Origin of the sequence: Planktotalea arctica, from assembly GCF_002105285.1 — a bacterium.
Lineage (GTDB): Bacteria > Pseudomonadota > Alphaproteobacteria > Rhodobacterales > Rhodobacteraceae > Planktotalea > Planktotalea arctica.
On the sequence record NZ_MUHR01000006.1, the window covers coordinates 74,216 to 86,359 of the forward strand.

Sequence of the window (12,144 nt, forward strand, 5' to 3'; positions counted from 1 at the left end):
ATGCTCCGTCATAGTGAGGTGTAGGCGGCGCTGAGACCTGCGAGCGTGATCGCGCCTGCGTCGCTTCGTTCCAGTTTAAGGCCTTGGCGCATCAATGCAAAATCATAAAGATCACAGAGGCGGTCATCGCCGATGATGACGATGCGCTGGCCCAGCCAATAGGGTTTGGCCGCCGCCAGCTCTGCGCCGATCAGTGCGCCGGACAACTGCGCATTGGCGTTGCCTTTGCTCTGGCCATGCAGCAGATCGGCGGCGCGCAGTGAAAACAACGCGCTTGTGAGATTTTCAGGGCGCGAAAGCGTCTTGGACAGGGCGGCTTCAAAGGCGCTATCGTCCCAATCCGGCCCTCCGAGCGAGTGGCGCAGAACTGTGTTTTGCGAGAGCACTGCGAACAATTCGCCCGTCATAAATGTGCGAAAGCTCACGATTTCGCCCGCGCTGACATGGACCCATTTGGAGTGGGTGCCGGGCAGGCAGATCACGCCGTCCCAATCAGGGTTCAGCGCCAGAAATCCGGCGATCTGGGTTTCCTCGCCGCGCATGACATCGGCGGGCTCATTCTGTTTGACCCCCGGAACCAGCCAGACGGCAAGGTCCGCGCTGCAGTTCTGAACGCGCACGGGGGCTCGGGTTATGGCTTGGCAGGGCGCGCTGCGATAGGGCGCTTCCTGCCAGCCCTGACGCGAGCCGAGCATGCCACAGGCGATCACGGTGCAGGGTGTCGGCAGTGTCCAATCGGCGATGAGCGCGCGCAGGGTCGGCTCGTACATATCGGGCGTGAGGGTGGCCATGCCCTGATCGGATGTGCGTGTTTGCAACGCCTCGCCGCCCCGCGTCATCGCATAGACCCGCAGGTTCGACGTGCCCCAATCAACAGCGATCCAGTCTGGTGAAATCGCGCTCATCCGCTCACCGCCACGCCGCCGTCGATGACCAAAGATTGGCCCGTCATCGCACGGCTGAGGTCGGAGGCGAGAAACAGTGTGCCGCCGACGATATCCGCAGGTGCGAGTGGGTCCTTGAGGCATTGGCGCTCGAGATGCGCGGCAAGTCCGTCCTCGGTCACCCACATATCTAGTTGTTTTTGCGTCAGAACCCAGCCTGGCGCGAGCGCGTTGACGCGGATCTTGTCCGCCCCGAATTCACGCGCGAGCGAGCGGGTCAAGCCGTTGATCGCAGAGTTTGCAGCCGTATAAAGCGGATAGCCCGCATTGCCGATCATATAGGAAATCGAGGTGAAATTGATGATCGAGCCGCCCCCGGCCTGCGCCATCATCGGGGCGGCATGTTGGCAGGCGAAGACATAGGCCTTGAAGTTGATATCCATCATCCATGTGTAGAAATCCTCGTCTATTTCAGCCATCGCGTGACGCTTGTCGTTGGCCGCGTTGTTGATCAGTGTGGTGATCGAGCCGTGCAGTTCGGCCGTTTCATCCATGGTGGCTTTGAGACGGGTGATATCGGTGATGTCACATTGCATGAAATGTGGGCGATTGGCGTATTTTGCCTCCATAGCATCGCAGAATTCTGTTGAGTCCGAGCGGCCCACGAAAGCAACCTTAGCGCCTTGCGCAAGAAAGCCCTCGGTGAGGGCGGCGCCAATGCCGCTGCCGCCGCCTGTGATGTAGACAGAGGCGTTTTTCAGTTCCGGGAAAGATGCGGTCATTGGGTGCGCTCCTTGCAGGTTTCAGGTGCCTCCGGCGGGAGTTTTTTGGCAAGATGAAGTCTCATAGTTTGCGCCCCTCGATCACCCACATGGTGTCGGGAAAGTGCCAGGGCAAGGTCAGGCCTTGGTGCATCAGGTAGTTGCCCGAGACGGTGATGGATTGCTCTTTTAGGACAGGCGCACCGCGCGAGAGGGTGGGAGCGGTTGTTTTGTTGAGCAGGTTGATTTCGTATTGGGCGTTCGGGTCGAGGCGCGTGAGGCGCAGCGGGCGCGGCAGGATCTGGCTTGATGTGGCGGCTTTGCCTGCGAACACAACAAAGCGCGTGTTGTCCTCGGCGAGTTGCTGCTCTGCAACGACTGCGGGATCAGCGCTATCAAGGCGCAGGATATCAGCGCGCTCCAGCCAGTGGCGGTTGCTTTTCCACCACTGCGTGACCTCTTTGAGGACGCTTGTTTCATGTGGAGTTAGCTCGCGTGGGTCCATCTCGAAACCCATGTGGCGCTGCGCCGCGACCCATGCGCGCAAGGAAATGTCGAGCGTGCGACCCGATGTGTGGCAGTGGCGCGGGCCGACATGAGAGCCCGTGACAACCATTGGCAGGAACAGAGCCGCATCATGCTGCATGCGCAGTCGCTCTAGTGCATCGTTGGAATCGGACAGCCAAACGCGCTGGGTCCGTGCGAGAATGCCAAAGTCGATACGTCCGCCGCCCGAGGCGCAGCTTTCAATCTCGACCATTGGGAAATCTGCGCGCAACCGGTCGATCAGCGCATAAGAGCCGCGGGTTTGCGCCGCATCAGGTGCGGGCAGGACGCGGTTGTGATCCCATTTAATGTAGTCGATGGGATACTCGGAGAGGATCGCGGCCATGCGCCCATAGATGAAATCGCGCACTTCCGGCAGCGCCATGTTCAGCGCTTTTTGCTGGCGGCCCAGCGTTTGATCCTCGCCGCCCAAGGCCCAATCAGGGTGGGCGCGGTGCAGATCGCTGTCGGGGTTGATCATTTCCGGCTCGAACCAGATGCCGAAGCTCATGTCTTTTGAATGGACGTGATCAATCAGCGGGCCAAGTCCATCGGGGTATTTGCGCGGATCGACCGCCCAATCCGACAGCGACGTGGTGTCGTCATCGCGCTGACCGAACCAGCCGTCATCCAGCACAAAGCGCTCTGCGCCAAGATCGGCAGCGCGATCTGCGATGTCCCTGAGCACGTCGAGCTTGTGATCGAAATAGACCGCTTCCCAGCAATTGTAATGCACGGGGCGGGGGCGATCGGCTTTCGGGAAGGTCACGATATGATCGCGCAAATGGCGCTGGTACGACACCGCGCAGCCATTTAGGCCATCAGAGGAATAGACAGCGTAAAGCGGCGCTGAGGTGAAACGCGTGGAAGCGTCCGCCTCAACACGCGGTGCATGGCCGAACTGGATTTGACGGCGTCCATCGGGCAGTTCTTCGGCGATCATTTTATGACCACCCGACCAGCCGTAGTGATACGCGTGCGCCGCGCCGATCGTGTTGGTCGCACCGTGTTCGGGCACGATTAGCGCGGGAAAATGTTCGTGCCCTGTGCGCCCTGTGCGGTTCTCGCGCATGCGGATGCCGGGGGACCATGCGGTGCGATTGAGCTGGAATTCACCGCACCACCGGCCCGAAAAATCAATCATCTCCGCGCTTTGCTGCGAGGCAGGGAAGACGGGGGCTGAGAGCCAGTGCAGATGGATCGGCGCGTCTGCGTCGAGGATCGCTTGGGTCGTGATGATATGCGTGATCGGTTCGATTTGGAAGGTCGCTGTGTAGCGCAGACCATGGGCTTCGTCGCGGTAGATGAGCGTCAGGCCGGTTTCGCTGACGGTGTCACTCTCATAGCAGAACTTTGGTAGCAAGGGCGTACCATTCTGCGAGCGGATAATCATGCCCGGCTGACCGGGAAAGGTGCGCGACGCTTCGGGGCATATGCTTAGATCGGGATTTTCGTCGAGCATCCCGCCGGTCACGTCAATCGTGTGGGCTGCGTGGATTGTCGCGAGATCCTCAGTCACAGGCAAAGGCGCGCCCCAATAGACCACTTGCGGCAAACGCGCGCCTGTGGCGGCCAGCACGAGGGTCTGGCGGCTACAATCTAATCTCCAGTGTTGCATTTATTTTACGGCACCTAGGGTAAGGCCTGCGATGAAGTGTTTCTGCATGAGAAAGAACATCAAAACAGGGGGAAGGGCGGCGACGATCGAGCCTGCGCTCATAAGGTGATACGCCGCGCGGTATTGCGAGTTGAAGGCGGTGATACCAGCGGTCACAGGCTGGGCATCTGGGCCTTGGGTCAGAACCACGGCCCAGAAATAATCATTCCAGATGAAGGTGAAGATCAGCACCGCGAGCGCCGCAAGGGCAGGCTTCATCAAGGGCAGAACGACGTAGGGGAAAATTTGCCATTCGCGCACACCCTCGACGCGGGCGGCTTCGATCAAAGGAAACGGCAGCGCGCGGATGAAGTTGCGCATGAAGAGGGTGCAAAAGCCGGTCTGGAAGGCGATGTGAAACAGGATCAGGCCCGTTTTCGTGTCATAGAGGTTCATGTTTACCGTAAGGTCGCGCACAGGCACCATGAGGATTTGGAACGGCACAAAGTTACCCGCGATAAACATGAAGAAAATCAAAAGGTTGCCCCTGAACCGGTAAATGCCGAGGGCGAAGCCCGTCATCGCCGAGAGCGCGATGGTGCCAAGCACCGTGGGGATCGTGATGAATACGGAGTTCAACAGGTAGCGCGGCATATCGCTTTCAAAGAAAACCTTGCCGTAGTTTTCGAAGAAATTAAAGCTGCTGGGCATGCCCCAATAGTTGCCATTGGTGAAATCGCTATCGGGCCGGATCGAAAAGACCGCAACTGCGATAAGCGGCAAAAGCCAGACGATGAGCGCGACGGGCAACAGGCTTTGATAGGTCAACTGCCAGCTGCGCGAGCGTTTTGCGATAGGGGTGGGAAACATCAGCGTGCCTCCTTTTCGTCGCGCCACATCGAGTACAAGAAGTAGACGATGAAGCCGAGCATAATGAAGAAGAGAACAGTGGCGATTGCAGAGCCATAGCCCATGCGGAATCCGAATTCAGACAGGCTTTCCTCGAACATGTAGAATGACAGCACGCGGGTTGATCCGAACGGTCCCCCGTTGGTCATGATGGAGATCAGATCGAAGCTACGCAGCGCGCCAATGATAGTCACGACGAAGGCGATGAATGTCGCGGGTTTGAGTTGCGGTAGGATCACGTACCAGAGCATCTTCCAGCCCTTTGCGCCGTCCAGGCGCGCAGCCTCGACCTGCTCAGGGTCCACGGCGTTCAGGCCCGTGAGGTAGAGGATCATGCAGTAGGCGGTTTGCGGCCAAAGGCCTGCCGCGATGATGCCATAGGTTGCTAAAGTCGGATCGCCAAGGATGTTGATGGAGCCGAGGTTGAAAAAGCCCAGAACCGCATTCAGCAGGCCCTCGCGTGGCAGGTAGAACCACGAGAAAACGAGACCGACGACAACTTGGCTGATCACGAAGGGAAAGAAAAACAAGGACTTATAAATGCGAATGCCGCGCACGGTTTGATTGAGGAACAACGCGATGAACAGACCCATGGGGATGGCGAGTAGATAGAGAACCAGCCATTTGAGGTTGTTCCAGAACGAGGTTTCGAATTTGCGATCCATATTCTGATCGCCTATGCCGAACAGGCGTTCATAATGCGCCGTGCCAACATAGGTTTTTTCACCTAATCCATCCCATTCATGGAAACTGATCCAGAAGCTCTGAAAGATCGGCATGATCACATAAAGCGCAAAGAACGCGATGCCGGGAATGAGAAACAGCCAAGGGGTGACTGCGATCTCATTGCGTTTGTACCAACTGCGATTGGACGGAGCGGGGGCAGACATAGGGCATCTCCTGCGAGGGCGCATATTCGAAAACACTTCAGGAAAGAGCTTGCGGATAGGCGGGGCGTTTGTGGCCCCACCCAGCAACGTGGGAGGGGCCGAAGTAAGAGCGCTAGGGCTTACTTATAGACGCGCGCACGTGTCTCTTCGAGGCGCGCAAGGATGTCGTCCAGATTGTCCGGGAACACCATGAACTCTTGCAGGCCTTCCATGCCGGCTGACGCCATTTCCGCAGGGAAGTCACGGTCAAAGAACTGTGCAACGCCGCCAGTGGCATTGTTGGACAGCATATCAAAGCCCTTCTTGATGAACTTGTCGTCCGCAACTGTGGAGTTCGCGTTCACGGGAAGTTGGCCCAGCTTGTCGCCGCCGTTGATGTCGGACTGAACGTCCGGCGACACAACGAACTTGAGGAAGGCTTTGGCCGCATCTTTGTTGGATGCGCCGGACGGGATGTGGAATGTGTCCGTTGGAGCATCTTCACCCTGCGCTACGTCCGCGATCAGTGGGAACTGATAAAAGCCCAACTGGTCATCTGTCAGGCCGCCTTCACGCATAGGCGCGACTGCGAAGTTACCCATCAGGTAAGCTGTTGCTTCGCCCTTGAGCATGAAGGGAAGCGCTTCCTGCCAGGAATAGTTCTGGTGATCGTCGATGAACGCGCCCATGTCGATCAGCTTGCGCCAGTTTGCGAATGTTTCGCGCACGCGCTCGTCTGTCCACTCAACTTCGCCCTGTGCGAGCTGCATGTGGAAATCAAAACCGTTTGTGCGCATGTTCATGTAGTCGAACCAACCGCCGGCCGTCCAAAGGAACTTGGAGCCGATTGTGTAGCACTTGCGGCCAGAATCGAGGATGACCTGGCAGTTGGTCATTTCTTCGTCAAAGGTTGTGGGCTCGGACAGGCCCAGCTCTTTGAAGATGTCTTCGCGGTAGTAGATGCCCCACTGGTAGTAGGTGTACGGAACGCCCCACTGTTTGCCATCGATCGTCATCGCGCCTTTGGTCGATGCAAGACCGGCAAGGGCCTCATCCGCCCAAACGTCGGACACATCTTCAAACAGACCCGCGTTTACATATGGGCCCATGCGGTTGGCCGCGTACCAGTTCACAACGTCAGGCGCGTTGGCGCTGAGCGAGTTGCGAATCTGTGTTTTCCAAGCTTCGCGGTCAACGATCGTCAGGTTGACCGTCAAATCGGGGTGCATTTCGTCGAACTGCGCCGCAAGGCCTTCCATTACTGCGCGTGGCGCAGGGTTGGACATGTCCGATGTGATGTTCAGCTCGCCCGATAGTTTCATGCCGTGGCTGTCTGCAAATGCAGCGCCTGCAAGGATTGTTGTGGCAGCAAGCGTCGCAACGGACGCTTTGATAATGGAACGCATGGTTTCCTCCCTAGATGCTTTCCTGTGTCGGACGGGGCGCGCGGTTTGGCGTCGCCCTGTCGTCTTTCAAGTTCCAATATGTGAAACTTGGTTTTGGATATTGATACTAAATCGCGAACAGGCTAGGCTTGTCAACAGGCATCACATGCGGCAGCGCAGCAATTGCGCGGGCTCTTGATGCTCGCTTGGGAGGGCGAAGCAATGTCTCAAGATCGTGGTAAGAGCGATGGAACAGTTGGTAAAGCGCTGGAGATACTTGATCTCGTGGCGTCCTTTGGCAGGCCTGTGCGCTTTTCCGATGTGTTGGAGCGGGCCCCGTTTCCCAAGGCGACTGTGTATCGCTTTATCCAGACGCTTACCTCGCAAGGAATGCTAAGCTACGATCCCGATCGCCAGACCTATGCGCCGGGGATTCGCCTGGTTCGGTTGGCACATTCTGCTTGGCAGCAGTCGTCCCTAGCACCGATTGCGCGCCCGCATATTGATGCGCTGGCGCAGGAGGTGGGCGAGACTGTGCACCTTGCGCAGCTTGATAATGCTCAGGTGCTCTATGTGGACAAGATTGTTCCGGGGCAGCCGATCGAGATGTATTCGCAAGCTGGCAAGGTTGGCCCCGCCTATTGCACAGGCGTGGGCAAGGCGATGATGGCCTATCTCGAGCCAGAGCATCTGGCAGCAGTCATTGCGCAGCAGAGTTTTCATGTGTTCACCGAATATACGCTTGCCAGCGAGCAGGCCTTGCGCGCAGAGCTTATGGATATCCGCACCAACGGGTATGGGTTCGACCGTGAAGAGCATGAGCCGAACATCATCTGCGCTGCGATCCCGATTCTAACGGCGCAGGGCCGTGTCCTTGGTGCGCTTTCTGTCACCAGTTCGACGCAGCGCACCAATCTGGCCGCGCTTGAAGCGCTGGTGCCGCGTATTCTTCGCGCAGCCTTCGCTATCGCGTGCGAAGCGGAAAGCTGGCGCTTTCCCGATCAATCAAACATGCAATCCGCTCAGGCGGCAAAGGGGTAGGGCTTATGTCTGGAGTGACGCTGAACAAGGTCATTAAGAAATATGGTGACGTGCAGGTGATCCATGGGATTGATCTGGAAGTTGACGATGGTGAGTTCTGCGTTTTTGTTGGCCCGTCGGGCTGTGGCAAGTCGACTTTGCTGCGCATGGTGGCGGGGCTTGAGGAAACCACGGACGGACAGATCAATATTGGAAATCGCGATGTGACGCGCGAAGATCCCTCGCAGCGTGGCGTGGCGATGGTGTTCCAGACCTATGCGCTTTATCCGCATATGACCGTGCGCGATAACATGGGCTTTGGCCTCAAGATGAACGGTTTCCCGAAGGACGTGATCAAGGAAAAAGTCGCCGAGGCCACGCGCATTCTGAAGCTGGAGCCTTACTTGGATCGCAAACCTGCGGCCTTGTCGGGTGGTCAGCGACAGCGTGTATCCATCGGCCGCGCGATTGTGCGCGGGCCCGAGGTGTTCTTGTTCGACGAGCCTTTGTCCAATCTGGACGCAGAGCTGCGCGTGGAAATGCGCGTCGAAATTGCGCGCCTGCACAAGGAAATCGGCGCAACGATGATTTACGTCACCCACGATCAGGTCGAGGCGATGACGCTGGCCGACAAGATTGTGGTGCTGCGGCTCGGGATCATTGAGCAGGTGGGCAGCCCGATGAATTTGTATCGCGATCCCGACAATAAATTTGTGGCGGGTTTTATCGGCTCGCCCGCGATGAACTTTATGGACGGCGTTCTGGGCGAGGGCGGCGTGGTCAGCGTGCCTGCGATGAAAATGGATGTAGAGGCAGGAGTTGGCGGGCTTGCCGGCACGCGCGTCAGCTACGGTATCCGCCCCGAGCATCTTGTGATTGATCCTGCGGGAGAGGCCTTCAAAGTAGATATGACCGAGAGCCTTGGGGGTATTTCCTATGCCTACCTTGTGGCTGAAACGGGCGAGCGGATCATCGTGGAAGAGCGCGGTGATGTTCGCTCAAACGAGGGTGATGTTGTTGGATTGAATTTTGAACATAGCCGCTCGTATGTATTTGATGCCGATAGCGAGATGCGTATCCGCTAAAGGTTTCGGATCAGCTTTGCTGATCCGACCGGTCGGGGGGCTAGCCCCCCGAACCCCCCAAGGTATTTAGAGACCAGAGAAGATAGAACTTAGTCTACGGGTAGACCCGAGGGGACTGTGCTCGGGCGGCCCATAGGGCGGGCGTTGCCGCTTTTGCCGGTGAGGCTGTGCAGGAAGGTTTCGAGGTCGGCGACCTCGCTGTTGGTGAGCGCGACAGGTTTGATGTCAAGCGCTGCATTCTGGCGGGCCATTTCGCGGGTATCCGATTGAATCACGTAGTCGATTGCGCTTAGCCAAGGTGCGCTGGGCAAATCGGCCATATCGCGGGTCCATTTGGCCTTGGAGGCGATGGGGTTTGCGTGATGCTCAATCATGCTTTTTAGGGTCGGGAATGCGCCATTGTGGCCATAGGGCGCGGTGAGTGCGACATTGCGCAGGGGCGGCGTGCGAAAGCGGTATGCGTCCTCTAGCGCATCGCTTTCCCCCATGCGCCCTACATCGCGCGCCATTGGATCGAAGCGGCGCGTGCGGCCGGGGCCGAAGGCGGGCAGGGCGAGCGCGTGGAAATTCTGGTCGGTGAAGAGAGGGCCTGAGTGGCAGGCCGCACAATTTGCCTTACCATAGAACAGCTCCATGCCGCGTTGAGCGGCTTGAGGCAGCGGCGTTTGCGAGGCGAGGTAGGTATCGAACGGGCTATCCATGCTTTGCCATTCCGCGTTGATGAAGGCCCCGAGCGCATTGCCGATGTGGACGATATTGATGTCCTTGGAGGTTTGCACCTCGTCAAATGCCGCCTCGAACAGCCTGGCATATTCGGGGATCACCCGCACGCGCTTGGCAATGATCGGCCATGCGGCATCGATGCGGTCATGCACTGCGCCCGCGACTTGGTTTTCTTTGGGATTGCCCGCCATTTCAAATTGAGCTGTGAGTGGAAAGAGGGCTTGTGCTGCGGTGATATTATCAAGCCCCTGTGGCAGCCATTCTTCGGCAGGCGAGTTAAATCCGTTGCCGTAAATATCCGAGACCGAGAGCCGCCCATCGTGGAAAATGGTGTGGATGCTTTTGTGGCCGATGTTCCAAAACGCGGGGGCATTGCGCGGGATGCGCTTGCGGATGCGGTCCTCGCCCGTGCCTGCGCTGCGCTTGGGGCCGACGCCGATGCCGCCCTCGCCAATGCCGAGGCTAAGGCCATCGCCGCCACCATGGTCATGGTGATGGCAGGTCCCGCAGGAGATATTCTTGTTGCCGCTGAGGATTTTATCGTAAAAGAGCAACTGCCCAATCCTTGCCTTTTGCGGATCGCTGGGGTGAAACTGCTCTAGCGTTAAAGGCTTTGGCACATCGCTGGCCCATGCCGCATGAGGCAACAGAGCAAGGAGCGCGATATGCGCAAGAGTTTGGCGGTTTTGGCGGTGCTTGCCGCGCCCGCATTTGCGGAGATCGAAGAGGCCCGCGACTTGATGGAACAGGGCCGTTTCGCCGAGGCGCGCGAGGCGTTCTGGCCTGCTGCGCGCTCTGGTAATGCGGACGCGGAGGAGTTGATTGGCGTCATGTATGCGCTCGGCCTTGGGGTCGAGCAGGATTACGTGCGCGCGTTTGAATGGTATCTGCGCTCTGCCATGAAGGGCCATCCGGGCGCGCAAAGCGGTGTGGGCTGGTACTACGAGGTTGGCCTTGGCATGCCCGCACCCGATTTGACGCGCGCCTACATGTGGTATGTTTTGAGCGCGATTGGCGGCGATCCCGACGCTGCGATCTCTCAGGAAGAGGTCGTGAAGAAGATGAGTGCGGAGCAGATTGAGAAAGCGCATGTGCTGATCGATGACTACCGTGTGTGGATGTATCCGTTTCGGTAGACCCTAGCGTGGATTTCGCGCCATGCGCGAGAGTTTATTTAGCAAGATGAAGCTGCAAGTTAAGGCCAGCGGCGAGACTTCCTCTGCCCAAAAAAGTATCCCCGCCGGAGGCTCCGGGCGGGGACAAATGCGCAAAGCGTAGTGCCTTACTTGATATCGGCCATACGGCCCGCATTGATGTCGGCCTCAGCCTCGGCAACAGCCGCTGTCAGTGCCTCGAAGATCTTCTCGCCGCCGTCAACATTGCCTTTGAACCAATCATACACGGGCGATGCTGCTTCTTTGAAAGCGGCCTTTTCCGCGGGTGTTGGCACGTAAAGATCACCGCCGCCTGCGACGAACTCCTCATAGGCTGCAATCGACTTGCGCTTGGGCGACGCGAAGGTGGCCTGCTGGAGCTGGTAGAAACCGTCGACCACAACTTGGCGCATATCTTCTGGCATCGCCATAAATTTGTCGTTGCTCATCCACCAGAGCGCGCCCATGTAGGCGTGACCGTCGAGCGTGACGTATTGTAGGCCCGCATCCGGGAACTTCATACCCATAATGTCGGTGATGCCGTTTTTGGAGCCTTCAACAACACCCGTTTGCAGTGATGTGAACAGCTCTGGCCACGGGATCGGCGTCGGGGAGGCACCTAGTGCGCGCACCAATTCTTGTGGAAGATCAGCAACGACTGTGCGGATTTTCAGGCCTTCCATGTCGGACGGATTGGCCACGCGGCGCTGTGTGTTCGCGAAGTTGCGCCATCCGCCGGTGTTGCCCACTGTCATCAAGCGGATTTTGTCGCCGGAGGACTCAAGCGCCATTGCGCGCATCGTACGGGTAAAATCGCCCTGAAGCACGGCTTCTGCAACGCGGTCGTCCGCCATCAGATAGGGCAGGTCAAGAACTTGCACATAGGGGAATAGGCCCGCCGCGCCGCCGGAAGTGGAGATGTAAACATCAATGGAGCCATCGGCGACGCCTTGCAAACACTCGGCGCCTTTAGAGCAAAGCTGCGTTCCGATGAACAGCTCGACTTCGATCGCGCCGTTGGAGGCGGCTTCCACATAGTTTTTGAACACGACAAGACCGTCATAGTCCTCATCATTTTCATTGGAGTTGGCGGTCGCGCGGATCGTGTAATCCGCAGCCTGCGCTGCGATGGAACTCGCCGCGATCAGGCTTGCTGCCAGCAAGGTTTTTGTTAGATTTTTTATCATTTTTGGTCTCCCAGTTGGTTTTTG

Annotated in this window: 11 protein-coding genes; 3 read left to right on the plus strand and 8 right to left on the minus strand. The window is 58.0% G+C overall.

Annotated elements, in window-relative coordinates; genetic code table 11:
* Window positions 1-8: 8 nt before the first annotated feature.
* The 6 genes from B9P63_RS07655 to B9P63_RS07680 form a co-directional block, all read right to left on the minus strand.
* Window positions 9-905, minus strand: a complete 897-nt coding sequence (locus tag B9P63_RS07655; protein ID WP_085307979.1) for a 2-dehydro-3-deoxygalactonokinase — start codon at window positions 903-905, stop codon at window positions 9-11.
* Window positions 902-1,666, minus strand: a complete 765-nt coding sequence (locus B9P63_RS07660) for an SDR family NAD(P)-dependent oxidoreductase (protein ID WP_085307980.1) — start codon at window positions 1,664-1,666, stop codon at window positions 902-904. Before B9P63_RS07660 ends, B9P63_RS07655 begins: the two co-directional genes overlap by 4 nt.
* Before the next feature lie 61 nt (window positions 1,667-1,727).
* Entirely contained in the window at window positions 1,728-3,809 is a 2,082-nt protein-coding gene (locus tag B9P63_RS07665; RefSeq protein ID WP_085307981.1) for an alpha-galactosidase, read from the minus strand.
* Window positions 3,810-4,658, minus strand: coding sequence for a carbohydrate ABC transporter permease (locus B9P63_RS07670; RefSeq protein ID WP_085307982.1), 849 nt, complete (start codon window positions 4,656-4,658; stop codon window positions 3,810-3,812).
* On the minus strand, window positions 4,658-5,587 hold the full coding sequence (locus B9P63_RS07675) for a carbohydrate ABC transporter permease (protein ID WP_085307983.1): 930 nt from the start codon (window positions 5,585-5,587) through the stop codon (window positions 4,658-4,660). Before B9P63_RS07675 ends, B9P63_RS07670 begins: the two co-directional genes overlap by 1 nt.
* A gap of 119 nt (window positions 5,588-5,706) precedes the next feature.
* Window positions 5,707-6,972, minus strand: coding sequence for an ABC transporter substrate-binding protein (locus B9P63_RS07680; protein WP_085307984.1), 1,266 nt, complete (start codon window positions 6,970-6,972; stop codon window positions 5,707-5,709).
* A gap of 201 nt (window positions 6,973-7,173) precedes the next feature.
* Between B9P63_RS07680 and B9P63_RS07685 the strand changes: the two genes are divergently transcribed.
* Entirely contained in the window at window positions 7,174-7,992 is an 819-nt protein-coding gene (locus B9P63_RS07685) for an IclR family transcriptional regulator (RefSeq protein WP_085308305.1), read from the plus strand.
* Between the two features lie 5 nt (window positions 7,993-7,997).
* Window positions 7,998-9,056: an ABC transporter ATP-binding protein gene (locus B9P63_RS07690; RefSeq protein WP_085307985.1), complete on the plus strand. Its 1,059-nt coding sequence runs from the start codon at window positions 7,998-8,000 to the stop codon at window positions 9,054-9,056.
* Window positions 9,057-9,145: 89 nt separating this feature from the next.
* On the opposite strand, the gene B9P63_RS07695 is transcribed toward B9P63_RS07690, so the two are convergent.
* Window positions 9,146-10,399 (minus strand): cytochrome-c peroxidase, encoded by a 1,254-nt coding sequence (locus B9P63_RS07695; RefSeq protein WP_085307986.1) that lies wholly within the window; start codon window positions 10,397-10,399, stop codon window positions 9,146-9,148.
* A 45-nt stretch (window positions 10,400-10,444) separates the two neighbouring features.
* Here B9P63_RS07695 and B9P63_RS07700 point away from each other — a divergent pair, with 45 nt between their 5' ends.
* On the plus strand, window positions 10,445-10,915 hold the full coding sequence (locus tag B9P63_RS07700) for a tetratricopeptide repeat protein (RefSeq protein WP_085308306.1): 471 nt from the start codon (window positions 10,445-10,447) through the stop codon (window positions 10,913-10,915).
* Window positions 10,916-11,061: 146 nt separating this feature from the next.
* On the opposite strand, the gene B9P63_RS07705 is transcribed toward B9P63_RS07700, so the two are convergent.
* On the minus strand, window positions 11,062-12,120 hold the full coding sequence (locus tag B9P63_RS07705) for a TRAP transporter substrate-binding protein (RefSeq protein WP_085307987.1): 1,059 nt from the start codon (window positions 12,118-12,120) through the stop codon (window positions 11,062-11,064).
* Between the last annotated feature and the right edge of the window lie 24 nt (window positions 12,121-12,144).

What these genes read in the sequence shown, in the direction of transcription:
- B9P63_RS07685 (WP_085308305.1), top strand. Translation starts at nt 7,174, where the DNA reads ATGTCTCAAGATCGTGGTAAGAGCGATGGAACAGTTGGTAAAGCGCTG.
- B9P63_RS07670 (WP_085307982.1), bottom strand. Translation starts at nt 4,658, where the DNA reads ATGTTTCCCACCCCTATCGCAAAACGCTCGCGCAGCTGGCAGTTGACC.
- B9P63_RS07680 (WP_085307984.1), bottom strand. Translation starts at nt 6,972, where the DNA reads ATGCGTTCCATTATCAAAGCGTCCGTTGCGACGCTTGCTGCCACAACA.
- B9P63_RS07660 (WP_085307980.1), bottom strand. Translation starts at nt 1,666, where the DNA reads ATGACCGCATCTTTCCCGGAACTGAAAAACGCCTCTGTCTACATCACA.
- B9P63_RS07675 (WP_085307983.1), bottom strand. Translation starts at nt 5,587, where the DNA reads ATGTCTGCCCCCGCTCCGTCCAATCGCAGTTGGTACAAACGCAATGAG.
- B9P63_RS07655 (WP_085307979.1), bottom strand. Translation starts at nt 905, where the DNA reads ATGAGCGCGATTTCACCAGACTGGATCGCTGTTGATTGGGGCACGTCG.
- B9P63_RS07700 (WP_085308306.1), top strand. Translation starts at nt 10,445, where the DNA reads ATGCGCAAGAGTTTGGCGGTTTTGGCGGTGCTTGCCGCGCCCGCATTT.
- B9P63_RS07705 (WP_085307987.1), bottom strand. Translation starts at nt 12,120, where the DNA reads ATGATAAAAAATCTAACAAAAACCTTGCTGGCAGCAAGCCTGATCGCG.
- B9P63_RS07665 (WP_085307981.1), bottom strand. Translation starts at nt 3,809, where the DNA reads ATGCAACACTGGAGATTAGATTGTAGCCGCCAGACCCTCGTGCTGGCC.
- B9P63_RS07690 (WP_085307985.1), top strand. Translation starts at nt 7,998, where the DNA reads ATGTCTGGAGTGACGCTGAACAAGGTCATTAAGAAATATGGTGACGTG.